This is a genomic window from Mycolicibacterium rhodesiae (assembly GCF_002086695.1).
Lineage (GTDB): Bacteria > Actinomycetota > Actinomycetes > Mycobacteriales > Mycobacteriaceae > Mycobacterium > Mycobacterium rhodesiae.
Window position 1 is genome coordinate 430,539 of the sequence record NZ_MVIH01000003.1, and the last position, 25,585, is coordinate 456,123.

The 25,585-nt window shown below is 65.7% G+C and carries 23 protein-coding genes and 1 pseudogene; 8 read left to right on the top strand and 16 right to left on the bottom strand.

The features are described from left to right. Positions 1-63 precede the first annotated feature (63 nt). Positions 64-279, bottom strand: a complete 216-nt coding sequence (locus BST42_RS09385) for a DUF4926 domain-containing protein (protein WP_083118284.1) — start codon at positions 277-279, stop codon at positions 64-66. 143 nt (positions 280-422) lie between these two features. Between BST42_RS09385 and BST42_RS09390 the strand changes: the two genes are divergently transcribed. The 5 genes from BST42_RS09390 (at position 423) to BST42_RS09410 (ending at position 4,391) form a co-directional block, all read left to right on the top strand. Next, complete coding sequence (locus BST42_RS09390) at positions 423-1,001, top strand: hypothetical protein (protein ID WP_110918528.1); 579 nt, start codon at positions 423-425, stop codon at positions 999-1,001. A gap of 22 nt (positions 1,002-1,023) precedes the next feature. Beyond that, positions 1,024-1,941 (top strand): hypothetical protein, encoded by a 918-nt coding sequence (locus BST42_RS09395; RefSeq protein WP_083118285.1) that lies wholly within the window; start codon positions 1,024-1,026, stop codon positions 1,939-1,941. A 57-nt stretch (positions 1,942-1,998) separates the two neighbouring features. Further along, a complete protein-coding gene (locus BST42_RS09400; RefSeq protein WP_083118286.1) occupies positions 1,999-2,262 on the top strand; it encodes a type II toxin-antitoxin system VapB family antitoxin in 264 nt (87 codons plus the stop codon). Further along, positions 2,259-2,657: a type II toxin-antitoxin system VapC family toxin gene (locus BST42_RS09405; protein ID WP_083118287.1), complete on the top strand. Its 399-nt coding sequence runs from the start codon at positions 2,259-2,261 to the stop codon at positions 2,655-2,657. The genes BST42_RS09400 and BST42_RS09405 overlap by 4 nt, the downstream gene beginning before the upstream one ends. 75 nt (positions 2,658-2,732) lie before the next feature. Beyond that, positions 2,733-4,391 (top strand): SWIM zinc finger family protein, encoded by a 1,659-nt coding sequence (locus BST42_RS09410; RefSeq protein ID WP_083118288.1) that lies wholly within the window; start codon positions 2,733-2,735, stop codon positions 4,389-4,391. A 2-nt stretch (positions 4,392-4,393) separates the two neighbouring features. Here the strand turns inward: BST42_RS09410 and BST42_RS09415 are convergent, their stop codons facing one another. Beyond that, the gene (locus BST42_RS09415; RefSeq protein ID WP_083118289.1) at positions 4,394-4,876 is read right to left on the bottom strand and encodes a hypothetical protein; all 483 of its coding nucleotides are present in this window, start codon (positions 4,874-4,876) and stop codon (positions 4,394-4,396) included. Between the two features lie 100 nt (positions 4,877-4,976). Here BST42_RS09415 and BST42_RS09420 point away from each other — a divergent pair, with 100 nt between their 5' ends. After that, positions 4,977-5,786 (top strand): glycoside hydrolase family 16 protein, encoded by an 810-nt coding sequence (locus BST42_RS09420; RefSeq protein ID WP_237159324.1) that lies wholly within the window; start codon positions 4,977-4,979, stop codon positions 5,784-5,786. 345 nt (positions 5,787-6,131) lie between these two features. On the opposite strand, the gene BST42_RS09425 is transcribed toward BST42_RS09420, so the two are convergent. From BST42_RS09425 to BST42_RS09480, 12 genes and pseudogenes are all read right to left on the bottom strand, one after another. Continuing rightward, positions 6,132-7,349 carry a TetR/AcrR family transcriptional regulator gene (locus tag BST42_RS09425; protein WP_237159325.1) on the bottom strand — a complete coding sequence of 406 codons (1,218 nt, stop codon included), beginning with the start codon at positions 7,347-7,349 and terminating at the stop codon, positions 6,132-6,134. A gap of 15 nt (positions 7,350-7,364) precedes the next feature. Further along, complete coding sequence (locus BST42_RS09430) at positions 7,365-8,141, bottom strand: mannan-binding lectin (protein WP_083118292.1); 777 nt, start codon at positions 8,139-8,141, stop codon at positions 7,365-7,367. After that, a complete protein-coding gene (locus BST42_RS09435) occupies positions 8,141-8,707 on the bottom strand; it encodes an Rv1363c family protein (RefSeq protein ID WP_083118293.1) in 567 nt (188 codons plus the stop codon). The genes BST42_RS09430 and BST42_RS09435 overlap by 1 nt, the downstream gene beginning before the upstream one ends. A gap of 10 nt (positions 8,708-8,717) precedes the next feature. Next, positions 8,718-9,968 (bottom strand): MlaD family protein, encoded by a 1,251-nt coding sequence (locus tag BST42_RS09440; RefSeq protein WP_083118294.1) that lies wholly within the window; start codon positions 9,966-9,968, stop codon positions 8,718-8,720. Beyond that, entirely contained in the window at positions 9,965-11,167 is a 1,203-nt protein-coding gene (locus tag BST42_RS09445) for an MlaD family protein (RefSeq protein WP_083118295.1), read from the bottom strand. Before BST42_RS09445 ends, BST42_RS09440 begins: the two co-directional genes overlap by 4 nt. Continuing rightward, positions 11,164-12,279, bottom strand: a complete 1,116-nt coding sequence (locus BST42_RS09450) for an MCE family protein (protein ID WP_083118402.1) — start codon at positions 12,277-12,279, stop codon at positions 11,164-11,166. Before BST42_RS09450 ends, BST42_RS09445 begins: the two co-directional genes overlap by 4 nt. Next, positions 12,270-13,289 carry an MCE family protein gene (locus BST42_RS09455; RefSeq protein ID WP_083118296.1) on the bottom strand — a complete coding sequence of 340 codons (1,020 nt, stop codon included), beginning with the start codon at positions 13,287-13,289 and terminating at the stop codon, positions 12,270-12,272. The genes BST42_RS09450 and BST42_RS09455 overlap by 10 nt, the downstream gene beginning before the upstream one ends. Beyond that, complete coding sequence (locus BST42_RS09460) at positions 13,282-14,337, bottom strand: MCE family protein (RefSeq protein WP_083118297.1); 1,056 nt, start codon at positions 14,335-14,337, stop codon at positions 13,282-13,284. The genes BST42_RS09455 and BST42_RS09460 overlap by 8 nt, the downstream gene beginning before the upstream one ends. A 14-nt stretch (positions 14,338-14,351) precedes the next feature. Beyond that, positions 14,352-15,701, bottom strand: a pseudogene (locus BST42_RS09465) (MlaD family protein); the annotation flags it as partial. Next, a complete protein-coding gene (locus tag BST42_RS09470; RefSeq protein ID WP_083118299.1) occupies positions 15,702-16,556 on the bottom strand; it encodes an MlaE family ABC transporter permease in 855 nt (284 codons plus the stop codon). It lies immediately after the preceding pseudogene. 1 nt (position 16,557) lies between these two features. Continuing rightward, positions 16,558-17,424 (bottom strand): MlaE family ABC transporter permease, encoded by an 867-nt coding sequence (locus BST42_RS09475; protein ID WP_083118300.1) that lies wholly within the window; start codon positions 17,422-17,424, stop codon positions 16,558-16,560. A 420-nt stretch (positions 17,425-17,844) separates the two neighbouring features. Then, on the bottom strand, positions 17,845-19,344 hold the full coding sequence (locus BST42_RS09480) for a hypothetical protein (protein ID WP_083118301.1): 1,500 nt from the start codon (positions 19,342-19,344) through the stop codon (positions 17,845-17,847). Positions 19,345-19,563: 219 nt separating this feature from the next. Between BST42_RS09480 and stpK7 the strand changes: the two genes are divergently transcribed. Beyond that, positions 19,564-21,363 (top strand): serine/threonine protein kinase StpK7, encoded by a 1,800-nt coding sequence (stpK7, locus tag BST42_RS09485; protein WP_083118302.1) that lies wholly within the window; start codon positions 19,564-19,566, stop codon positions 21,361-21,363. 4 nt (positions 21,364-21,367) lie between these two features. Here the strand turns inward: stpK7 and BST42_RS09490 are convergent, their stop codons facing one another. Then, the gene (locus BST42_RS09490; RefSeq protein ID WP_083118303.1) at positions 21,368-22,552 is read right to left on the bottom strand and encodes an ROK family transcriptional regulator; all 1,185 of its coding nucleotides are present in this window, start codon (positions 22,550-22,552) and stop codon (positions 21,368-21,370) included. 111 nt (positions 22,553-22,663) lie between these two features. Here BST42_RS09490 and BST42_RS09495 point away from each other — a divergent pair, with 111 nt between their 5' ends. After that, positions 22,664-25,063 carry a cadherin-like domain-containing protein gene (locus BST42_RS09495; RefSeq protein ID WP_083118304.1) on the top strand — a complete coding sequence of 800 codons (2,400 nt, stop codon included), beginning with the start codon at positions 22,664-22,666 and terminating at the stop codon, positions 25,061-25,063. Here the strand turns inward: BST42_RS09495 and BST42_RS09500 are convergent. Next, positions 25,060-25,500: a DUF5709 domain-containing protein gene (locus BST42_RS09500; RefSeq protein ID WP_083118305.1), complete on the bottom strand. Its 441-nt coding sequence runs from the start codon at positions 25,498-25,500 to the stop codon at positions 25,060-25,062. The genes BST42_RS09495 and BST42_RS09500 overlap by 4 nt on opposite strands. Positions 25,501-25,585: the final 85 nt, after the last annotated feature.

Consider the following 25,585-nt stretch of genomic DNA (forward strand, 5'->3'; position numbering starts at 1 on the left):
ATGACGCTCGCCATGAAGCGAATTGGTGGACTGCCTAGAGCTTGAACTCGGGCTTAGAACAGGTTAGGTGTCGGCCCGCCAAGTGACTTCAACATCGTCATCTTTGAGAGTCACCAGCGCTTGGGTCACGCCGTCTTCGTCCGCGAACTCCACCTTATAGGCCGGCGGGAGCCCTGGATCTCGGTAGACCATTACGACCGTACCCTGAGCGCCGACAGCAAGGTCGTATTGCGGCAGCGGCCGCAGCAGGCGGACGACGTCGTTTTCCTGTGGGCTCATACCCCGCACTTCCTGATCGCTTCGTCGGAATCGCCGTGGCCAACCGGACCACACCATCAAACCGGTACCCTGCCGCTCGCATAACCAGTGTTAGGGCGGCGTCGCCCCTAGACAACGCCGGTTGTCAGGCGAAAGAATTGCCTATGCGCATGTGGCCAGGATTCGCGACGGCACTCATCGCGGCAGCCCTCACCGCGCCAATCGCCAACGCCGACAACCCAACCCCGTCGCTCCCGCAGTTCGTACCGCACGCCTCCGACTGGCAGCCCGACACAACCGTCTATCCCTACAACCTCTGGCAGAACCGCGTCACCCCCGAGCAAGTCACCGCCATGCGCGACTCCTGCCAATGGTTCAACGCTCAGTACGACTCGCTGATGAGCCAAACGCTCGGCTTCCAACACTTCCTCGACAGCCAACACGACAACTGGCAAGCCCCCGGCGTCCAACAAACCGCCAATAACATCGAAGCCAACCTCGACCAGTCCGCAGCGTTCCTCGGCCCCCGCGCCCACACCCTCTTCATCGTGAATTACCCCGACCAGAGCGAGTATTCGCCTGTCTACAACGGGGATTCGATGTACCACCTCTGGTATCAGCTCACCCAGATCAGCGACAACATGAAGCATCAGTTGCCCTCGGGTCAGCTCAACGCGCACATCGCCACCGTCAACGTCTACGGCACCACCATCCGCGATTCCGGAGTGTGCGCCGGAGCCTGACGCCAGGCCGTAGCCTCAAGCGGTGATGATCGGTGTCCTGGCCGCGCTGCTGGCGTGCGTCGGCTACGGCGTCTCCTCGGTGCTGCAGGCCTACGGCGCACGCCGATCAGCCGCCGCAGCCCGCGACCGCGGCGCGACCGGACACGTCACCGCCACCGGCGGTCCGACCCTGCGCTCCACCCTGCACGCCGCGGTCACCGCAGCGTTCATCATCGGAATCGTCCTGGACGTCGTCGGCTTCGTCGGCAGCGCGGTCTCGGCGCGGCTGATCCCACTGTTCCTGTCCCAGACCATCATCAGCGCCAACCTCGTCGTCACCGCGGTACTCGGGATCGCCGTCCTCGGCATCGGATTGCGCAGCCGCGACTGGATCGCCATCGTCGCGGTCATCGCCTCCCTGTTCGTGCTCGGCCTCGGCTCCGGTGAGCGCGGCGAGGTGGATCCCGACCGGCTTGTCCACTGGATCGTGCTGGCGGTGTCGGTGCTGATCCTGCTCGGCGGGATCGCACTCACCCGCATCCTCGGGTCCCGAAGCGCGGTCATGGCCGGGCTGATCGCCGGCGTGCTGTTCGGCATGCTCGCGATCGGTGTGCGCGTGCTCGATGGCGTTGAGCCGCTGCAACCATTGGTCGTGCTGGCCGACCCTGCCGCGTGGACGGTCGCCGTCGCCGGCATCGGCGGCTTCTACCTGCACACTGTGGCGCTGCAACTCGGCTCTGTGAACGGCGCGACCGCGGCACTCGTCGTCGGCGAGACGGTGGTGCCCGGAATCGTCGGCGTCGCGTTCCTCGGCGACAGCTCCCGGCCCGGACTCGGCTGGGCGGTGGCCCTCGGATTCGTCGGCGCCGTCGCCGGTGCGGTGGCCGTCGCTGTCTTCGGCGCTATCGGGCATCAAGCCGAGCCCGAAACCGAAGTGCCGCAGGCACTTGATTCCAAGTAGCAGCAACCGTAGCGTCTCTCTATGTAGAAATCTACCATTAACCGGTAGACTTCTACCATGAGTCTGAACATCAAAAACCCACAGACGGTTGCGCTCGTCAGGGAACTCGCTCGGCGTACGGGACTTAGTCAGACGAGCGCCGTCGAAGAAGCGGTGCGCGCTAGGCTCGCCCAGGTCACCGCTGGCGAGGGCGGAGATACTCGACGCCAGAAGGTCGATGACTTGCTCGCCGAACTGGATCGGTCGATCACCGCGCATCAGCGCAAATCGATTATGAAAGACCAAACCAACCTGTACGACGAGAACGGGCTGCCTGCGTGATAGTCGATACCTCGGCGATCGTGGCCATAGCGCTCAACGAGTCGGGGCGCGATCGGTTAGTCGAGGCGCTGATGGGTGCGGCCGAGCCGAAGATGTCCGCTGCCACGCTGGTCGAGGTGGCGGCGGTCCTCATGAGGCGACTGAAACCCGAAGATCTGCGACGTGTAGAGCGCCTCATCGACCAATTGGGCATCGTGACAGTGCCTTTCGATGCCGAGCAGGCTACGAATGCCGCACGCGCCTACCGAGAGTTCGGGCGCGGCAGCGGCCACCGTGCCAGCCTGAATCTGGGTGACTGCTACTCCTACGCCCTTGCCTCGGTCACCGGTGAACCATTGCTGTTCGTCGGCGACGACTTCATTCATACGGACATCACCGCTGTTGCACTCGAATGAGATATAGGATGCCCACGCCGCCACACTCGACAAAAGGCGACTGCGCGCAGACTCGTTATCGGGCACCATGATCATGTGCCGCTCTCCGAAACCACGCTGCTCCGGGCTGCCGGCGAGCGGGTCTACGGCCGGGGCGAGGATTACGTGCGCTATGTCCGAGGGCTCCGCATGACCGCCTCCAAGGCTTATGCGTCGATTCAGGCCAAGAACGTCTACACCGTAGAGCTCGATTGGTCCGGACCCTCGCTCACCGGATTTTGCACTTGCCCGCACCATGGCGACGGCAACTTCTGCAAGCATTTGGTTGCGACGGGACTCGCGGCGATCGACACGGGAAGGGTCCCTGCCGACGACACAGCAACCACCACGGTCGAAGCGGCGGTGCAGGCAATGGAAATCGCTGAGTTGCGCGATCTCGTCATGACGCTTGCGCAGCGCGATGCCGGCGTCCGTCGAATGCTGGAGGTTCGCGCGACGGCCGCGTCCGGCGACAACTCGCAGACCAAGGCCGAGTTGGAAGCCTACGTGCGAAATGCCCTGACATTCAGAGGCTTTGTCGACTATCGCCGTTCGTTTGAGGTCGCGGAATCGGCCAGTGACATGCTCGACGAACTCGAAGTCCATTTGGACAGTGGTTTTGCGGAACTCGTGCGTCCTGCCCTGTTGTACGCGCTGACCCGGTTACGAAAGATGCTCGGCAACGTTGACGACTCCTCAGGCTCGATCGGCGATCAATGCCAACGCGCTGCCGATCTCTACGCGCGAGCCTGTCGATTGGGTCAGCCTGACTCCGTCGAACTGGCGAAGTGGCTGGTGAAATTCCGGGCCGACTCCCCGGGGTGGCCGCACGTGGTGCTGGCCGACTTCGTGGGTTCTTTCGACGAACAAGCACTCGAAACCTATCGCCGTGCGGTCGCGGCACTGGATCGAAAGCTGGCAGACCGCGATCACTGGCAACGGTTCGAAATCGACGCAATGTTGCTCGAGCTCGCTGATCACGACGGTGACGTCGACCGGGCCGTCCAGTTGCTCGCCCACCGGGAGGAACACCCGCAATACGGGGCGATCGTCGACCGGTTACGCGGCGCCAGCCGCGCTGAGGAAGCCCTGGCATGGATCGACCGCGCAGTGGCCCAGGGGAGAGTCAGCAGTCAGGGCGGCGGCAACGAATACTGGCTGAGCCCCGACGATGTCGCTGCGACTTACCGAGACCTTGGCCGGATCGATGATGCGGTCGGCGTGCTTCGAACGGACTTCGTCCGAAGATCGTCGGTCGCCACCTATCGAGTCCTGATCGATTTCGCTGCCGGCATCGACCGTGCCGATACCGAGCGCACCTGGGCCTTCGATCACGCGCGGCAACTGGCAGTGTCTGACCGCTTCGCGTTCGGCGCGGTTTTGGTTCAGCTGTGTTTGAGCGAGGGTGACGTCGACGCTGCGTGGCACGCGGCCGAGCGTTATGGCCCCGGCTGGGCATGGAAGGAACTCGCCGACCGCGGCGCGGAGGCTCGGCCGGTGGAAGCCGCAGACCTGTACCGTCCGCAGCTCGAGAGCGATCTCCGCTACCCCGATACCAAGCTCTATCCCGGTATTGCCGCGACGCTGGCGACGATGAAGAAACTTTATGACCGCGGCGGTTGCAGCGCCGATTTCGCGTCCTTCATCGCGCAGATTCGCCAGGACTACGCGAGGCGACCCTCGCTGATGAAAGCCCTTGACGCTAAACGACTTTAACGCTATTCCAGAGTGAACCGGATCGCCGCCAGCTTGTTCACCTCGATCGCCTCGCGGAACTCTTCGACCGTCGGAATCCGATCATCGCGGAACTGAAGCCCCATCATCCGTTGCGCCCGCTTCACTCCATACGCCGACGCACACCGATGAAATAGCGACACCGTCTGCTCACGGTCCTCGATCAGCTCGCCGCGCATCGGCCGCTCAACACCGTCGTACAACACCGACGCAGGAGCGCCGCCGCGGAAGTTCAGCTTCCACACGCTCCCGATTAACGCATACAGATCGCCGTCGATGTGATGCGCAGAAACCGGCACCACGAACTCCCGCCCGGTCTTGCGCCCTTTGAACGACAGCACCATGAATTGCTTACGCAGCCCACCGGCGAGCGGGGTGCGCAACAGATACCGCATGAGCGGGTTGACGGCCCGCATGATCGCATCCGGCGGAGGCGCCGGCGTGATCGCCGCTGTCTGATCTGCCACCCGACAACGGTACGACCGCAACAGGCATAACCGCAGCTCAATGCGCATACAGCCGACCGCAAGGTTGCGCCCAGTCCAACGCAGCGGCTTTCATGGGTCCATGGATCGTCGCCAGATGCTCATGACCGCAGGCTTCGGCCTGCTGGTCGCCGCCACCAAGATCCCGCAGGCCGGCGCCGCCCCGTCGCGACCCGTCCCCGAGGCCCCGGCACCGCAGAACTACATCTTCCACGACGAATTCGACGGCCCCGCCGGCTCCGCCCCCGACCCGTCGAAGTGGACTACCGCGCTGGCCCGCGAATCGATGGAAGACCCCACCTTCTGGGAGCTGCCCGGCAACGTTGGCCAATACCGCGACGACCGCCGCAACGTCTACCTCGACGGCAACTCCAACCTCGTCTTCCACGCCGCCAAAGACGGCCCCACCTACTACAGCGGCAAGATCTTCGGGAAGTGGCAGGGCGGCATCGGCCACACCTGGGAAGCCCGGATGAAGATGGACTGCCTGACCCCAGGCTGCTGGCCCGCGTTCTACCTATCCAACGAGAGCCCCGTCAACGGCGGCGAAGTCGACGTCATGGAGTGGTACGGCAACGGCAAGTGGGCCCCCGGCACCGCGGTGCACGCCAAGCTCAACGGCGGCGAACACGTCAGCCAGACGATCTCCGTCGACAGCGCCTGGCACACCTGGCGCGTGGTGTGGGACGACGCCGGCATGCGGTTCTCCAAGGACGGTGCGGCGCCCTACTTCAACGTGCCGGCGCGTTCACTTCCGGACTGGCAGTTCAACGACCCGGGCTACTCGATGATGCCGGTGTTCGACCTCGCGGTCGCCGGCTCCGGTGGTGGTGATCCCACCGGCGGCAGCTACCCCGCCAACATGCTGATCGACTACATCCGCGTCTGGTAAACGCCTCATCGAGACTGCGCTCAGATCGCAAATTGGCGAAAAATGGCGATCTGTATGCAATCTCGATGTGCTGACCGCAGAGTCGAAACCCTAAAGCGCGCTGGGGTAATGGGGTTGTCCAGGACGCGATATCGCCGGTGATATCACGTTCCAGAACAACGCCATAACCACCGGGAGCGTGCGGACTCGATCGGCGGACGCCCAGCGCCGAGCGTGCGCCCTATCGGTGGCGAATCGTCAAGAAGTCGACGACAACGCCCACGCTGGGCGGGGAAGCATCTCGAGTGTGGGCCTCGTGCACGCATTTTGGCGATTTCGCGTGCATAGGCCCCACAGTCGAAACCCCTACCGTCGACGCCGCACCGGCCGGCCCAGCAGCGTGACCTCCATCAGCCGCCGGATCGTCGCCACCGACTCCGGCCCGGATTCGCGCGCGAACAGCCGCCGGAAGTCCACCGTCAGCGCCAAGGCTGCGCCCACCGCATACCGTGCAGCGCCGACCTTCATCTCCGGGCGCGCAGTCGTCACCAACCGCGCCCACGCATCCATCGTCGACGATTCGATGGTCTCCAATACGCGAAGATCGCCCGGCGGAACATTGTGCCGCTCCGTGTAATACACGTACGGCAGGTCCGGCCACTCCATCACCCGGCCGAGGTACTCGTCGATCACTTCGTCCAGTGCCTCCTCCGGATCGGAGGTGCGGGACAGCGCGGCGGCGGTGTCGCTCGAATGCTGGTCGGCCGCGCGTCGATACGCCAGCGCCAGAATGTCCGCCTTACCGGGGAATGACCGGTACAGCCCCGACGCCTGGATGCCCACCGCCGACGCGATGTCCTCCATGCTCGTATTGCGATACCCGTTCTCGTAGAACAACCGCACCGATTCGAACAGCACATGCTCGTACATACCGGCCTCGGCGCCGATGGTCAGAGGCTCGGGCCGTGACACCGCGCGGCGCCGCCCCACGGGTAGCTCGGCGGCCAGCACGTCGGCCGTCATCGTGTTCAACACCGACCGGATCTCGCCCACGGCAAGCGGATTGGAGTGATCCGTGATGCTGCCGATCACGGTCAGGGCAGCCGACGACAGTGTCCACGCCTGACTCGCGCGCAGTTTGGGCCTCAGCGCGAGCAACGGAAGGTGCAGGCGCTCGTTCACGACCTTGAGCTGGTGAACCAGGATCGCACGGTCGTCGTCCTTGAGATACCGCGCTTCCCACCGATACAGCCCACCGGCCGCCCGGTTCGTGATCGTGGCGTCGACCAATGCAGATATCAACGCCTGCAACGTTTCTGCGGGATTGGCGTCGGCTGCGTCATCGGCGAACGCGGTGACGTCGACGAGCATCTGACTCAGCCCCAGCACGGCGTCGCGGAACAGGTCGTACTTGCTGGGGGAGTGCCGATACAGCGCGGCGGGCGTGATGCCGACCCGGGCGGCGATGTCCTCCATGCTGACGGCGTGATAACCCTGCGACCCGAACGCATCGGCCGACGCCCGCGCTATCTGCGCCTTGCGATCCTTGGGCCGCCGCCGAACACCGGGTTCGCCTTCTGACACGGATTCCACGCTAGATCACACCCCGCCGAACTCGGGCCGCAGCACCGAACTCAGCGCCGACAATGGAATGTGCACCTGCACGGTGCCGCCGTCCATCGACCACTGCATGGTGCCGGGCGTGTAGTCGAGCGGCGTGTCATGGGCGACCGGATAGTCCGGCATGTACAGGATCAGCTCGTCACCGCTCAACGCCCACGCCTTGTAGCCGCCGGAGTACACCTTGTCCGGCCCCCACCGGTCCGCCACGAACGGATACGTGCCCGGCTGATGCTGCGGCGGCGCGGCGTCCAACGCATCCTGAACGAAGGGCGCGCCCAGCGACGCGATCGCTCCGAGGTCCACTCCGGGCTTGAGCACGTCGACCAGGCCCAGCCGAACGCCGCGGCCCATGTCCCAGGTGAACGTGCGAAAAGCGTTGTTAACTCTGGGTCCGTCGGCGTGATAGTCCTCGTGGAACACCACGCTCAGCACGTCGCCGCGTTGCAGGATCTGGAAGTTCTCCTCACCGAAGCTGTCGGCCACCATGTGCACGCCGACGTTGCGCCAGTTGTTGACCAACTGCGTGAGGTAGTCGCGAATGGTCGGTCCGGTCACCGGGTTGTCGACCAGATCGCCGGGCACCGCCACCTTGATATCGCGGACGGCCTTGCGCTCCGAGAGCACCGAGGTGTGACAGTAGGCGCCGTCCCAATCGGTACCCAGACCGGCGCACAGATCCGGTGCCGACGCGCCGGCCACCGGAGCCGCCGCAACCGCGGCCGCAGCGAGAACGCCGGACAACCGAACAAACATCAGGGGAGTTCGACTTTGCTTGCCCGCCAGGCTCCGTCAACCTTGTCCATCGTCATCTTGACCCGGCTGCGGTCGATCCGCGGGTCCGGCGCCGCCTTATTGGCCACCGTCTGGTCGACGAACATCAACACGACCACCTTGTCGGGCGTCGCCGACTTGACCGCCGAATCGATCACCACACCATGCGCGGTGGCCTTGTTGTCCAGCAGCAGCTGACGCAGTTGCGCGCTGGATTGCGAGTACATGTCCTTGAATTCGCCGGTCGCCCCGTTGAGGACGTCGGCGAAGTTCTGGTCGACGTTGTTGGAGTCGATGCTCGTCAGCACCTGCGCATAGCGCACGGCCGCGGCCTGCCCGTCGCGGGACGCCACCTCGACCCGATGCTGCTGCCACGCCTGCCAGCCCAGGAAGCCGGATCCGCCGAGCAGCGCAACGATCAACGCGCCCAGCAACACTCGCCGGATCAGAGGCCAGCGTCGCCGCGTGTTCGGCTCGTCGGAGGCAACCTCGTCAGCCGTCTCCTCCGCGGCCGAGACCTCGGGTTCGATGTCAGTCGTCGCAGTCATCACAATCTCCTCAACTCGGCGGTTCGATCGGCAGCACAGGGCCGCCGTACGGGGTCGGAATGGTGTAGCGGCCCTTGGGTGTCGGGTCCGTGGTGGCGCCCAGGTCGGCACCCGGGGGCGGCCCGGCGGTGTCGTCGCCGGCCGGCCGCGGTGCGTTCTTGGCGCCGCGGATCAGCACCGCGGGATCGTCGTCGCGGCAGTAGGTGTACAGGTAGGGCTCGGGGTAGTCGGCTGACGACGCAGGCCGCCGAGGCGTGCCGTAGTCACACGCGTAGCGCGGGTAGATGTCGGCGGTCGCCCACAGGCCGTGGTCGTGCATCACCGTGCTCCACGCGTCGAGCAGCGACCCGCGATAATCCGGGAACAGCGCGTTGAGGGCCGGCACTCGGACGTACAACAGTTGCGACGCGGTGGCCATGCTGGTCAACAGCCCCACCATGGTGTCGGAGTTGTCGGTGAACAGGTTGTCGGTGGCCGACAGTGTCTGGGGCGTCTGGTCGACCAACCGCCGGTACCCGTCGACCATCTTGTTCACCCCGACGAAGGTGCGCGCGAGGTTGCCGCTGGCTACCTTGATGCCCGCGTTCTTGTCGGCCGCCGTGGTCAGCACGATCCGGCTGGTCCGCAGAATGCTCGTGGTCTGCGGCAGAACCGAATCCAGGGTGGAGAGCAGGAATGTGCCGCCGTCGATGATGTCGGCCAGCTTCTGCGGGCCCTCCTTGGTCAGGCTGAGCTCCTTCTTGATCAGCTCGAGCTTGGCCGGGTCGACCTGCTTCAGCATCCCGTCGGCATGGGCGAGGACGTCGGCCAGACTGACCGGCACCGACGTCTTGCTCTGCGCGATCACGCTGCCGTCGTGGAGGTAGGGGCCGGCGTCGGAATCCGGTGCGAATTCGATGTACTGCTCACCGGCCGGGGACAGCCCCGATACCCGCACCGGGCTCGCCGCCGGGATCCGCACGTCCGAGCGCACCGTCGCCACCGCGTTGACGCCGTCGGGTGTGATCGCCAGCGACTGCACCCGCCCGATCGCCACCCCGCGCAGTGTGACGTCCTGATTGGGCAGCAGGCCGCCGGATTCCGGCAACTGGATGGTCACCCGGTACGCCGAGTCGAATGGTGACACCCGCAACGCGCCGAGCATCACGTAGGCGGCGCCGACCACCAGGGTCATCACCAAACCCGCTGTCGAGAGCCATAATCGCTGTCGATAGCCGAATCTGACCACCCGGACCAGGAGGTCGGCGGCGTGAGAGATCATGGCGGCGGCTCCGACGGCGGCGGTCCCGGCGGCGGCCCCTGGGGCGCGACGATCAACTGCCCCGGATCAGTCGGGCTCGGCAGCACCGGCACCTGCGGCACACCGGGACCGGACCCGACGACCCGCTGCTGCAAGCGCCACAGCGTGTACTTGAACGAGCCGACCATCTGCGCCCAGTCGTAGCGCTTGGGCCCGTGGAACCCGGGGTCGCCGAGGAAGCCGGCATCGGGCATCGAGCCGAGCACCAGCCGGTCGATACTGGCCCGCACCGAAAACGCGTTGCTGGCAGTCGCTTTGATGATCGGCGGCATCAACCGGTTCAAGGCGGCCAGATTCGCGTCCGGCGCCAGGACAAGGTCATTCCACGACCGCGCGATGGTGTTGGCGTCGCCGATCACACTGCGCCCGCTGGTGTCGGTGCCCGCGATCGACGGGAACTTCTCCAACTGCTTGCTGGTGTCACCGGCCTGCTGGACGACGTCGGCGACGGTGTCGGCGTTGGCGGCCAGCGTATCGGTCGCCGGACCCGCAGCCACCATCACCTCGGTCAGCGCCTGGTTCTTGGCGTCGAGTTCGCCGGCCAGTCGCGAGGTTTCGGTCAACGCATCCGAGATCTGGTCGGAGCGCGCGGTCAGCTTGGACAGTGTGCCGTTGGTCTTGGCGATCAGGTCGCCGAACGCCTGGCCCTGATCTCCGGTCGCCTTACCCATCCCGTTGATGATGTTGGTGAAGTTGCGCACCGCGCCGCCGTTCACCATCACCGCCGCCGAACTGAGCACCGATTCGACCGTCGCCGCGGCGGCGGTCTTGTCCAGGCCGATGGTGTCGCCGTCCTTCAACAACGGCGTCGCCGGGGAGGCTCCGGGAGGGGGCTTCAGCGCGATGAACACATCGCCCAGCGGGGTGGCCGAGCGCAATTCGGCTGTGCTGCCCTGCGGCAGCCGCACTCCGTCCATGATCCGGATGGTGGTGACGGCGGTGTAGTTGTGCGCCACCATCGATTCCATCTGGCCCACATCGGCACCGGCGAGTTTCACCTTGGCCTCCGCGGGCAGGTTCAGCGCGTTGGAGAACACCGCGGTGATCCGGTAGCCGCCGTTGCCGACGGTGGGTGCCGGCAGCGGCAGGCTGGACAGCCCATTCGACGAGCACGCCGTGGCACCGACCGCCACCACCAGAATCGCTACGCAGCGCTTCATTTCTGGCCCATCGCAGCCATGCCGTCCAGCACATAGGACAGGCCAAAGTCCGGCCCGAAGTCCTGCAATGTGCCGGTGCTGCAGCCCAACTGGCGCAGGCCCATCAGGTTGCAGATCTCTTTGGTGTACTGGCTGTCGAACAGCACCCGGTCAGTAAGCACCCGGGCGCGCGCGGCGCCGTTGTTCTGGTCGACGACGTTGTACATGTTGTCCAGCGTCAGCGGCGCGACGTCGATGAACTCCTTGAGATCACGCTGCCGTTCGACGAGGGTGTTGGCCGTCGTATTGCCATTGTTGACAACGGCTTTGATGTTGTCCCTGTTCTTCTCCAGGAAGTCACCGACTTGGGTGAGCAGGGTGTTCATCGTCTTGCCGGTGGTGCCGCTGCCGAAGTCTTCGTCGTTGACGATCTGGCTCAGCTGGCGCACCGTGGTGCCGAAGTCGCGCAACGTGGCGTCATTGTCGGCGGCGGCCTGCAACAACGAGCTCAGGTTGCGCACGATCGTGGTCAGCTGATCGCGGGTCTGTTCGCCGCCGTCGGCGGACAGGCGCAACGCATTCGACAGCTGGCCCAGTGCGTCCTTGATCTTCTGCCCGTTACCGTCGGCGATCGCCGCACCCGAGTTGACCACGTCGGCCACCGGACCGTTGCCGTTCCCGTCGCCCTTGAGCGACGTCGAGATCTTGTCCAGCACTCCGAGCACCCGGGCGAACTCGACCGGCGTCTTGGTGCGCGGCAGGCCGATGGTGTCGTTGTTCTTCAGCACCGGGCCGCCGCGGTACGGCGGCGTCAGCTCGATCTGCCGGTCGGTGAGGATCGACGTCGAGATCGTCACCGCCTGCGCATCGGCCGGGATCTGCACGTCGCGGTCGACGGTGAACTGCACCTCGACGTAGCCGCTCTTCGGGGTGATCGCGGTGACCTTGCCGACCGGCATGCCGAGCACTGCGACCGTGTTGTCGACATAAAGCCCTGCGGCGCTGTCGAATTGAGCGGTCAGCGTGATGTGGTCAGTGGTCGAGCGGAAGTACACCCACGCCACCGTGACCACGGACGCCACGACCACCACGGCCACCGTCACGAGAGCCAACAGCCGCGCGCTCACTTGCAGTCCTTGTAGTACGAGATCATGCCGAACTGCTTGGCCCGCCCGCTGATTGCGCACATCCACGAGTCGACGGCGATTCCGTTGGGCGTGTTGAAGTCGACCGCGTTGCCCGTGCCGCTGGCGTTGGCGAAGCCGCGTAGCGCCACCGGCCCGGCCTGCAGGGTGCTGCGGAGGAGATCGTCGTGCTGGGCCAACAGGTCGGACAGCCGGCGCAGATTCGTGATGGTTTGATCCAGCTCGCCGCGGTTGGCCACCACAGTGGTGCTCATCGTGTTCACAAGGTTGGTCAGCGCCGCGAGCATCGCGTGGAACGTCGCACTGCGATCGACGAACCGGCCGATCAACTCTTGGCCCTGAGTGATCATCGCGGCGATGTTGGCGTGCTGACGCTCCAGGGTGCTGCTGATCATGTCGGTGCTTTTCAGTAAGGCGCCCAACTGGTCTCGACGGTCGGCGATCACCGTGGACAGGGTCTGGATGTTCTGCATGGCCTGCGGCACGACGGCGGGCAGCCCCTGCATCTGCGTGCCCAGGATCCCCAGCGACTTCGCGAACGCGTCGGTGTCGACCTGCTCGTAGGTGGTCGTCACGTCGGCCAGCGCGGCCTGCAGATCGTAGGGCACCTCGGTGTGGGACAGGTCGAAGGTGTTGTCCGGCAGGCTACCCCCGTCTTCAGGCTCCAGCGCGAGATAGCGTGAGCCCAGGATGGTGGCGACTTTGATGACCGCCTTCGAGTCCTTGCCGAGTGTGACGTCGTCGCGCACCTCCAAGCCGGCTTCGACGTGATCACCGGCCAGCTTCATGCTGGTGACCTTGCCGACCTGGATGCCGCCGATGGTGATCGGGTTGCCCACCTGCAGCGCCGCGGCCTGCAGGAATTTCGCGGTGTAGTGCCGGTGAGAGATGTTGGCCGCGTTGGCAATCAGCATCGCTCCGACGATGACGGTGACCACGGCGACGGCGATCAGGCCGAGCCAGGTCTTGTTGTAGCTTTCCAGCGTGCGCCTAGCCATTGGCCATGTTCCTGCATCGTGGGGTGTACATCGCCTTGTTCCCTGGGGTCGCCGCGTTGACGATGATCGGCGTGATGTCGTTGAGGCCGGGGAAGAAGCCGGTGCCGTTCAGGTCGCAGGCGTAGGCGTTGGCGTACGCGCCTTCATTGGTGATCCGGGCCAGCCCCTTCAGCAACAGCGGCAGGTTGGCGCCGGTGAACGCGAGCTGCGGCTCGATGTCGACCAGGTGGCCGGTGAAACCTGGTTGGCGGGTGATCATGTCGTTCAGCTGCGGGTTGACGGTGTCGGAGATCGTGGACAGCTGGCGGATCACCCGCGCCAGCGCGCCCGTCGAGTCGACGAGTTCGGGGCGCCGCGCGTTGAAATCAGCGACCACCTTGCTGGTCTGGGACAGCACCTGATCGAGGCTCTTGTTCTGCCCGGCCAGGTTGCTCATCACCGTGTTCAGCTGGGTGATGACGTCACCCAGTGTCTGATCCCGCCCGGCGAATGTGTCGGTCAGCGTGGATGTTTGGTTCACCAGGTTCACGATCGAGGCGTTGTCGCCCTGCAACGACTGGATCACGCCCTTCGTCAGGTTGTCGGCGTCGCGGGGGTTCAGCACGCTGAACAGCGGCTCGTAACCGTTGAGCAGGGTGCCGACGTCGAACGACGGGTCGGTGCGTTCGACCGGGATGGTGGCCTCCGGTGCGAGGGGACCCGGGCTGCCGAGCGTGCCGAGCGACAGCCCGAGGTACCGCTGGCCGACGATGTTCTGGTAGGTCACCGAGGCGACCGTGTTGCCGAACAACGGCTGATCGTTCTGGACGACGAACGACACCTTGGCCAATGTGCCTGCCAGTTCGATCTTTTCGACGCGCCCGACCCGCACGCCGGCCATCCGGACGTCGTCACCTTCCCGCAGTCCGTACACGTCGGTGAACATCGCCGCGTACGGGGTGGTGGGGCCGGCGACGTCGCGGCGCAGCGTGACGTACACCAGCCAGGTCAGCGTCACCGCCACGATCATGAACAGCGACAGCCCGATCAACGGGGCACGGAATCTCATCAAGACCCTCCGGCTTCGGCGGGTAGCGGCGCAGGCGCAGCCGGTGGCGGCGGCACGTTGTTCGGGTCGGCGGTGCCGGGTACCGGCGGAAACGGCGGTGCCCACCACGGCGTCGGGGGGTTCGGGTCGGTCAGGTTCGGCGTCGGATTGATCAGCGGCGGACCGACGGCGACGAGGTTGCCACCTGCCCCGACGACGGTGCCGGGCGGCGGGGCCAGATCCTTGGGCGGCTGGTAGTTCTGCGGCAGCAGCATCTCCGGCAGGTCGGGGCGCACCACGATCTTCGGCGCGGTGTAGCAGCTGTTGCCCAGCAGTTGGCCGTACCGGGGGCAGTCGGCGCGGGTGTAGTCATAGCTCGGTGTCAGCGACAGGTTGACGCGCATGTTGCCGGTGTCCAGCGCCGGCATCCACACTTCGTCGAAGAACTTGCGTGACAACCCGTTCAGTTTGGTGAACGCCGGCACGAACTTGCCTGCATTCATCGCGAGGCTGCCCACCACCGGCGTCAGGTCGTGGCTGATGCCGGTCAGCTGGTCGATGTGATTGTCGAGCGCGGTGCGCGTGGTGCCCAGAGTGTGGGTGCCGCCGGTCACCAACGCGGTCAACGCCGAACGCTTCTCGGCCAGCACCTGCATGGGTCGGACGGCCTGGTGCAGGGCATCGACCAGATCGGGCGCGGTCTGGGCCAGCCCGTGCGTGGCGTCGATCAGCGCTGAGACCGTCGAGGGTCCGTCGTCGGTGCTGACCACCGAGTTCAGTTGATCCAGAAGCCGATTCAGCTGCGCGCCGCCGGTGAGCAGCTTCCCGCGGCGGTTTTCGGTCGCGGCGTTGACCGCGGCCAGGATGCCGACGCTGCGGTCCTCGCGGCCGCGGCCGGTGGCAGCGAGCACATCGCGCAGCTTGCTGATCGTGGTCTGGAACAGCACAGTCGGCAGCGCGGTGTCCTCGGGGATGTGCTCACCGGCGCGGATCGCCGGGCCCGCGCCGTCTGCGACGAGTTGCACCGACGACACCGCGAACACATTGGACGGCACCACCCGCGCGGTCACCGACGCCGGAATCGAGCCCGCGTACTCGGGTTTGAGGTCGATGTGAACGTAGTTGGGGTGGCCGTCGGCCGCGGGGACCACACTGTCGACCGCGCCGACGAGGACACCGTGATACTTCACATCCGACTTCTGCGGCAGCCCGTCACCGACGTTGAGCAGATCGGCGACCACCCGCACGTAGTTGTCGAGTTTGCCGTTCGACTTGGCCAGCAGCAGCGTCGTCACCAACGCGGCGACCACCACGACGGCGACACCGCAGCCGAGCAGCTGACGATCCGTGGGGCCGCGCCCGTCGGTGTCAAAGGAATTCGCCATCTACCCGCCGAACCTCGCGCCGGCGTCGACGCTCCACAGCGCCATGGTCATCAGCATGTTCACCACGATCGTCACGGTGATGGCGGCCCGCATCGCGTGCCCGGCGGCGATGCCGACGCCTTCGGGTCCGCCGCTGGCGTAGAAGCCGTAGTAGCACTGGATCGTCGAGGCGATCCAGACGAACACGACCGCCTTCAGCAGTGAGTACAGGATGTCCGTGCCGGACAGCATCAGCGTGAAGTAGTGCATGTACGCACCGTTCGATCCGCCGCTGATCACCTCGACCACGATCTGGGTGGTCAGGTAGCTCACCGCCAAACACAAGACGTAGAGCGGGATCACGGCGACCACCGACGCCATCAGCCGGGTGGTGACCAGATACGGGATCGGCCGGATGGCGAGCGAGTCCAAAGCGTCGATTTCCTCGGCGATCCGCATGGACCCCAGCTGCGCGGTGAAGCGGCAACCACCCTGGGTGGCGAACGCCAGCGATGCCGCGATCGGCGCGAGCTCGCGGGTGTTCACCAGCGAGGAGATGATTCCGGTTGCGGGTCCGAGGCCCAGCAGGTTCAGGAAGTTGTAGCCCTCGATGCCGACTATGGCACCGACCGTCACGCCCAAGACCAACGCGACGCCTGCGGTGCCACCGCCCACCACCAGTGATCCGTTGCCCCAGGCGATGTCTGACAGCAGCCGGGCGAACTCGGCTCGGTAGTGCCGTAAGACGATCGGCACCGCGGCGACCGCACGGATGAAGAACACCAGCATGTGGCCGAGTCGGAGGATCGGCGAGGTGAGCATGCGTGAGAGCCGCGCCCACGGGACCCGGAACGGACTGTAGGTCGATACCGTCACGTCACAGCCCCACCCGGGGGAACAGCATGTTGTAGAGCTGGCTGATGACGACGTTGACGACCATCAGGATCAGAATCGATTCGACGACAGCGGCATTCACCGAGTTGGCCACCCCGGTCGGGCCGCCTTTGGTGGACAGCCCCTTCTGGCTGGACACGATCGCGACGATCGCGCCGAACACCACCGCTTTGAGCAGCGCGAGCACCATGTCGCCGGGGGTGGTGAACGAGGCGAAGGTGGCCACGAAGCTGCCGGGTGCGCCGTTCTGGAAGTAGACGTTGAACAGATAGCTCGCCAGGAACCCGACGAAGCACACCACCCCGGTCAGCGCGACGCCGATCATGATGGCGGCGGCGAATCGCGGCACGACGAGGCGGCGGATCACCGAGACACCCATGACTTCCATGGCGTCGATCTCCTCGCGCATGGTCCGCGAGCCGAGGTCGGCGGTGATGGCGGAGCCGACGGCGGCGGCCATCAGGATCGCCGCGACCAGTGACGCGGCCTGCCGGATGACGGCCAGGCCGCTGGCCGCACCCGCCAGCGAGGTGGCGCCGACCTGGCCTGCGAGCAGGGCGAACTGGATCGACAGCGTCACGCCGACCGGTAGCGCCACCAGCACGGTCGGTACCACCGCGGTGCCGGCCTGGAAGGCGCCCTGGCGGACGAACTCCTGGAACGGGAAGCGGCCGGTGACGAGGTCGAGGAACAAGTACTGCAGAGTCCGCACACCGAGCACGAACTGATCGCCGACAGTGGTCAACGATGCGAGCGGATGCCGCTTCACATAGCCGACGGTCCAGTTCTCGATGGCTTCGACGCCGCCGGTGTTCGGCTGTTGGGTTGCGGCCAGATCCTGCCTAGGCATCGACGTGCATTCCTGAGGCGGTGAGCGCTCTGAACGTCAAATGACCTACGCACAAATGCATTTGGTGGACACAGAAGATGAGGAATTCACATCCGTTCACTGCTTGATGCCGACGTCGTCACGTGACGCGTTTCATGGGTTGCCGTTTGCACCGTATGACTGACCGACTTGTGACGTCAAGGTATTGAAGAATATTCATTCACATACTGCTCAACTGATCAGGGTGTTGCCCGCTGCCGACCCGAGGTGTGGGCTCCGCCCACCGTCAGCTGCCGAGCTGATAAGTGCATCCATAAGCGCACTTACGGATGACGGTGTTGGGTGTGCGCCGCGTCGGCGGGCGCAGCATCCGTGCGGGAACGAACCCGATTCCGTGCGATGGCCTCTGGACTGGCCATTCACATCGCGGCGGCAAAAGGCTTAGGGCCTGATCAGCGTCCCCGCCAGCGACGCGGCCTGCAACAATTGCGAGATCGTCAGCGTGCCGTAGCCGTCCTCGACCGGCCCCATCGGTAGCCCCAGCCACGGCACCACCGTCGGATCCGGGGCGACGTCCAGGTTGTGGGCCTGCATGGCGGGCAGATGATGTTCGAAGAAATTGCCCAGGGTGTCGATCATGAAGATCGCATCCCCGATGGGTCCGTATCCGTATAGAGCAGACGAATTGAACAGCGGCGCAACCGCATCAGGGTCACCGATCATCACGATCGGTCCGTAATGCGGTTTGGTTCCGCCGCCGGGGACATAGGCGGGCATGAACGGCTGCAGGCCGGGCAGGTCGCTGGCGAAGTACGCCGCGGGGTCGCCATAGGTCTCGATATTGACGAAGCCGGAGTTGGCGCCGTTGCCGTCGACGATGGTGTTGATGCCGGGACTCTCGAAGCCTATTCCGCCCAATCCGGTTTGCTGCGAGACGTATTCGGCTTCCCAGCCGCCGAGCGAGTGGCCGGTGACGAAGATGTCGGAGGTGCTGTAACCCTGTTCGGTGGCCAGGCCCTGCACCCGCTGTTCGAACCGCAGCGCGTCGGTGAAAGCTCGGGGCGTGGTGCCGGTGAACAGGATCTGGAGGTCGGTGACGATCTGCGAGATGGCGATCAGCGGGTTGAACAACAGGTTCGTCCCGCCGGTGGTGCCCTGATAGGCGATGATGATCTGATTCTGCGGCGTCACCCAGACCTGGGCAGACTCTCCGGACAGAACATTCGTCGACGTCACCGGGACACCGTTGACCGTGAACTGACGCAGGCCGCCCGGGACACCTCCCAGGACATATTCGGCCGCCGCCGCATTGAGGAACTGCGCCACCGTCGGCGTCAGCGCCGTCGTGGAACCGGTGTAGGTCATGGTGGGCGGGATCGGCTGATTGGTTGGCGTCGCGTCCAGTCCCGCAACGTGTTCGATCCTGCGGAACGCCGCGAACACCAGTTGGTCGATCGGTGCGAAGTTGAGCGGGCTCTGCGGGCCGGTGGTGGCGGCAGTCATGTCCAGCGACTGCAGCACCGTGTTCACGACGTGCCCGGGCAGGCCGATGAGCCGAGCGATCGGGGACAGCTGTCCCGGCGGGGTAGCCGCTGATGTGGTGACCGGTGTCGTCGAGGTGAGCTGTGGGGCAGTCGAACCGGTGTGGACGGCACTGCGGCGGCTGGTCGCCAGCCCGGCGCGCGGCGCGGCGGAGTGGGCGGTAGACCGAGACACCTCACGGTGTGCGCTGTGACCGCCGGTGGACGTGCGGGCGGCGGTCGCCGTGGAATGGCTCGACGACGAGGCTGACGAATCGGCGTGACCGGTATCCGCCCAGGCCGGGGCCTGTCCGCTCAAGACCCCTAAGCCCAGACCGATGCCGAGCGCGGCCGCGGCCAGACCGCACCGGTGCGCCGTGTTCGTGCGACGGTCCGCTCGGTCTCGCAGCCGTGCCGTCACGCATCCCCCCGAAGTGTCCCGGCGTAATCCCGGTGGATGTGCCCGCCCGGTGTCGCCCTACCTTGCCGACGAGCGTATGACAACGCGCAATGTCAGTCCCGGTTTTGGGTGAGTGTCCATCCGATGGCATGCGGTGTCCGACGATCCATGCCGACCTTCGGCGTCCCTGGCAAAGGTGCGGTAGCTTCAACCTCCACGGGAGCTGCCGAGGAGTACAGGGTGGAGGCGACACCATTCGGGCACTATCAGCTGCAGGAGCTGATAGGTCGCGGCGGCATGGGCGAGGTCTACCGGGCTTTCGACACCAAGACCGATCGCGTCGTCGCCCTCAAGGTACTTCCGCACCGGCTGGCCGAGGACCAGACGTTCCAGCAACGTTTCAGGCGTGAGGCGCAAGCCGCCGCCGCCCTCAACGAACCGCACGTCGTCCCGATCCACGGATACGGCGAGATCGACGGCAGGCTGTACCTGGACATGCGGCTGATCGAGGGCCACACGCTGGGATCGATCCTGTCCGACACCGGCAAGCCGTTGGACCCCGCGCTCGCGGTCAGCATCGTCGAGCAGGTCGCCGCCGCGTTGGACGCCGCCCACGCCGCCGGCCTGATCCACCGCGACGTCAAGCCATCCAACATTCTGATCACCGGTCGTGACTTCGCCTACCTGATCGACTTCGGCCTGGCCCGCACCGCCAGTGAAGCGGGGCTGACCACAGCAGGCAGCACCCTGGGAACGCTGGCGTACATGGCTCCGGAGCGGTTCAGCGGCAGTCAGGCCGATCACCGATCCGATGTCTACGCCCTGGCATGCGTCCTCTACGAATGCCTCACCGGCGACCGGCCGTACCCGGACGACAGCTTGGAACAGCAGATCGCGGGGCACATGACCACCCCCGCGCCGCGACCGTCCGAGAAGAATCCCAAGCTGGCCGCGTTCGACGGCGTCATCGCCAAAGGAATGGCCAAGAAGGCCGCCCAGCGTTACGCCAGCGCCGGCGAGCTGGCCGCTGCCGCGCGCCAGGCCCTGACCGCGCGGATTCGTAAGACCGGCAGTTCCGGTCGGCACGTGTTGGCCGAACCGCGGCCACACCGGCGGCGCGCGTTCGCCGCCATCGGCGCCGCCGTCGTGCTGGTGGCCGCGGCGGGTATCGGCGCCTGGCAGTGGCAGGGATCGGACAATCGGTCCAGCAGCGCAACGAGTTTGGCGGGCACCGCATCCAGCTCGCAACCGCTACCGCAGGCCGACGGCGCGGTGCCGTCCATCGCCGCCCTGGTGCCCGCCAAGATCCGGGAGTCGGGACGGCTCGTCGTCGGCGTCAACATCCCCTATGCGCCAAACGAATTCATCGACGCCGACGGCAAGGTGGTCGGGTTCGACGTCGACCTGATGAATGCCGTCGCCCGCACGCTGGGGCTGACACCGGAATATCGCCAGACCGCGTTCGAGGCCATCATTCCGTCGGTACGAGCCGGCGACTTCAACCTCGGGATGTCGTCGTTCACCGACACCAAGGAACGCGAAGCCGCAGCCGACTTCGTCACCTACTTCCGGGCCGGCACGCTGTGGGCGCAGCGGCAAGGCGCCGCGATCGACCCGGACAACGCGTGCGGCCTCAGGGTCGGGGTGGCGTACCCCTCCCTGCAGGAGTCCGAAGAGTTGCCCGCCAAGAGCAAGGACTGTGTGGCGGCAGGCAAGCCTGCCATCAAGAAGGTCGTCTACACCCGGCAGGACGACCTCAACACCGCGCTGATGGCCGGGGAAGTCGATGCCATGTCGGCGGATTCGCCCGTCACCGGGTTCACCATCAAAACCAGCGGCGGGCAACTCGAGGCCGCAGGCACGGTGTTCGACTCCGCACCGTACGGATGGCCGGTGGCCAAGGATTCCGGCCTCGCCGAACCCCTCCGCCAGGCGCTGCAGCATCTGATCGAGACCGGGGAGTACCGCACCATCGCCACGATCTGGGGCGTCGAGAAGGGGATGATCGACAAACCGTCGATCAACGCCGCAGTGCGGTAGTCAGTTACGCGGTTGTGTGGAGCATCCCCGCGATGTCGGGGTCGAGTTGTTGCAGCGCAACGATCACCGCGATCGGTGCGTCGCGGCCGATGGTGGACCGAACCGTGGTGGTGCGGCCCTGCCGCTCCGGCGGACGGAGTTCGTCGATACGGGCGACCAAAGCCTCGGCGAGTTCGTCGAACTCGGTGATCAAGCCGGCGACGATGACCAGTTCCGGGTCGAGCAGGGCCTCGATCATCGTGGCGGTGTGTGCGACGCGGTCGATGACATCACGAATGATGTTCTGTGCGCGCTCGTTTCGAGAAGTTTCTGCGCGTAGCGCTTCGATGTCGACGTCCTCGTAGGTCTGGCCGACGGTCTGCGGCGCGGCGGCCTGCATCGCGTACATCGACATGTCGGCTTCCACGCAGCCGGTTCGCCCGCATCGGCACGACGCGGTGCTGCCGTAGACGGGCACATGCCCGATGGCGCCGGCGACGCCCGTCGAACCCGAGTAGGGCCGTCCGTCGATGATCAGTCCGACACCCAGCCGGCCGCCGTGATCCAGGACCACCGCCGAGCGCGCCTCTCGGGCTGCGCCCGCAATCGTCTCGGCCAACGTGATCGCCTTGGTGGTGTCCTGAACGGCCACCGGGATGCCGAGATCACGCGAAAGCAACTTGCCCAGTTCGACATTCGCCCAGCCGACCTCGTGCGATGCGATGACCAGCCCGGTGGTCTCATCGACGAGTCCAGGGATGCAGACGCCGACGACGGAGGCCTGCTTACCGTTCGGGTCGCTCACCAGCTTCTTGGCGATGCGGGTGATCGAGCGGATCACCGCCGCCGCTTCCCTGTCGCCTGTCGGGGTCTCGCCCTTATCTGAGATGTTCCCGGTGGCGTCGGCAAGGATGACCCGCGCGCGGACGCCGTCGATTCGAATGCCCAACACCCGGCGGGCTTCCGGGTTGCAGTCGAGCAGGATGCGCGGCCGGCCGCGCGAGTTGACCCCCTCGACGCGCGACTCCAACTCGACGAGAGTGCCGTCCTCGATGAGGTCGGCGACGAGCGTGGTGATCGATGGCCGGGGTAGGCCGAGCCGGTCAGCCAGGTCTGCTCTGGCCAGCGGACCAGAGGTGCGCAGCAGATGAACGACGCGCTGGCGCTGCAGGAGGCGCGCAACCTGCCTGCTCTGCTTCGTCGACTCCAACGGTTTCAGTGCACCCTTCTTGACTGCACGGCTGACGAACTGCTATTAAATTCGTCACACCAACTAAATCGTATTAAGTACGTCACACCAATTAAACCGGGGAGTCCTCCAATGCCTGCTGATCGTCGACCTGCCAAACCGCTGCCGATCTCCGTCCAGGATGCCGCCAAGGTCGGCGCGTACGGCGGCATAGCGGTGGCCGCATGGCTGGCCGGGGCGGTCGCGGCTGGTCACGGGGTTGCGGCGGCCGACTCGACCGGGAGCTCCTCGGGTGCATCCTCGTCCGCTTCCTCCGCCGGTGGCTCGTCGTCCGGTGGATCGTCGTCGGCCCACGCCGGGCCGCGTGCCACCGGTACCGCCAAGGCTAGAGGCAGCCGGCTCTCGAAGCCCTCCGCCACGACGAAGTCGCGCGAGTCGAGCGGCACCGGAGCGGTGGCAGCGGCCGTCACGCCGGCCGCACCAAAGCTGAAGGCCGGCAGCCTGCGGACTGCTGTCTCGTCCGTGCCCGCCGCGGTCAGCGCACCCGTCGTGGCCCCTAATCCGGCCGGATTGCTCAACGGCATCGTCACCTCGCTGCTCAACCCGTTCCTCAAGCCGCCGCCGACCAACAGCGGACCCATCGTGCCGGTCATCTGGACGGCCCTGGGGTCCGTCCGGCGCGATCTGTTCAACCAGGCGCCGACGATCGGAACCCCGAGTACCACGGTGCAGACCGGCCAGACCGTGACCGGCAACATCGGCGCCACCGACATCGAAGGCGACGCGCTGAAGTACACCGTCACCCAGGGGCCCAAGTACGGCACGCTGACGATCGACCAGGCCACCGGCAACTTCACCTACGCGCCGGACGACATCAACTACACTGCCGCGCAAGCCGATTCGTTCACCATCTCGGTGACCGACGGCAAGTTCAACGTTCTGATGCCGTTCAGTTCGCGCACCGCATCGGCCAGCAGCAGCCTGACAGTGCTCAGTCCGCAAGCCACCCGGGTGATCCTGAACGTGCCCAGCACGATCACCAGCCCCCAGATCCCGCGGTTCAGCCCGGACGGCAAGACGCTGTTCTTCTCCGGCACACCGGCGGCCGGCGGGCGCGCCGAAATCTACTCGATCAGCGCCGACGACACCGACGGGTCGACCGTCACCTGCATCACGTGTGGGGTGTCGACGAACATCACCAACGATTTGCGCAAACCGGTTCCCGCCGCAGACGGCTCGGGCCGCATGGTCCTGCAATCTGAGAACCCGGCCACCGGCGTCTACACCAACGTCGTCTTTCAGCCCGCGACCGACTCCGCCCCGGCCTCGCTGATCCCCATCATCACGCCGCCATCGGGATCCACCGCGATCGACAAGCAACGCGAGATGCGGATCTCGCCCGACGGCAAGTACGTGCTGTTCAGCCAAATCCAGCTGGGCACAGGCAATCTCATCACCGCCATTCCGGTCGTCGGCAAACTGAATCTGACCACCAACGCGGCCACCGGTGCCCCGGAGTACCACATCGACGACGCAAGGGTGGTCTACCCGGTCGGCGAAGGTAAACAGTGGACGCCCGACGGCAAGGGCGTGATCATCCTCGGAGGCCGGTATGAGTCGGGCAACGTCGACGACATCGTCGTCGACCTGGCCACCGGGAACGTCACGCGTCTGACCGGCAACCTCGACTATGACGAGGACGTCGACATGTCGCCCAACCAGCAGTGGATCGCGATCTGCAGCACCCGCGGACTCGACGCCCTGACCCCGATGACTCGGATCGACCGGCCGGCGCTGCTGCCCGCCGACATCCAGGGCGCGGTGTACACCGCCTATGCCGGCGGGCTCAAGACCCCCGACTATCCCAATGGCACCGGCATCAACGTGTCCAACCAGGAATGGCTGGTCGCCGTCGAAGACGATCTCAAGGGCGAGAACGGAATCCCGCTGTTCGTCAACGGCGACGGCTACACCGCGCGCAGTATGCCCAGCTGGAACGCCGACGGCACCTCAGTAGCCTTCTGGGAGCGCAGTATCACCGACCCGTCGGACACTCGACTGGTCATCACCAACCTGAAGTACACGACCAGCGTCGGCGCCGTGCAGGGTGATCTCGCAACGCCGAATCCGGACTGGGCACCGACGCTGAGCACGTACAAAGCCGGACCGGCACCGCTGCCGCCGGTCGGGGCGTACACCAGTCAGTACGGCGGCACCGCCTACGTCTCCGAGGCGCCGGATTCCACCACCGCCGGCAACACGATCCGCACCGTGACGTACACCAATTACGTCAACTCCGAAGGCATGATCCTCAACGGCACCGAGTCGACGAGCGCTGGGGCCAGCCAGTCGTCGATCGTCTACAAAGCCAACATTGTCGTCACCGGCGAACACACCGGCTCCTTGACGGCCGACGCCACCATCAACAAGCTGACCCGATCGATCACCGGCACGATCTCGTCGACACTCGACGGCAACACCCAGGTGCTGCTCGATCCGACGAAGGTCATCGACGACCAGTTGAGCGCCTAGTCACCATCCTCGATGACGTGCATGGCGGCCTCCTCCGCGGAGGCCGCCCCGCCATCGATACCGACGTCTTCGGCCACGAGCTCGGACTCGTCGTCCTCACCGAAGCCCGCGTCAGGTGCGACCAAACGCCCCGACCGAGCCCGGCCCACCTCGTCGTCCTCCGGATAGTCGGAGTCGTCGGAAACTCCGTCCAGCTCGTCGAGCACGTTGTTCAGCCGGGACACCGGATCGGGTTCCTCCTCGGCCAGCAGCTCGTCGAGCGTCTCCGGGCCGGGGTGGTCGAGGTTCGTGCGGGCGACCGGCCGCTCCGGAGGGGAAATACCCTCGTCGAGGATGTCGTCGACGCCGCGGTCGACCAACGTGTCCTCGGGCTGGAGCTGGTTGTCGTCCTCGACGCTGTATTCGCCGGTGTCAGTGCTGTCGTCCCAGGTGCTCACCGCTCCAGAATGTCACGACCTCGGAGCAGGGCCACGGGGACTTTCGTCACCAGTTCTTAGAGGCCATAAAGAATCGACCGCCACC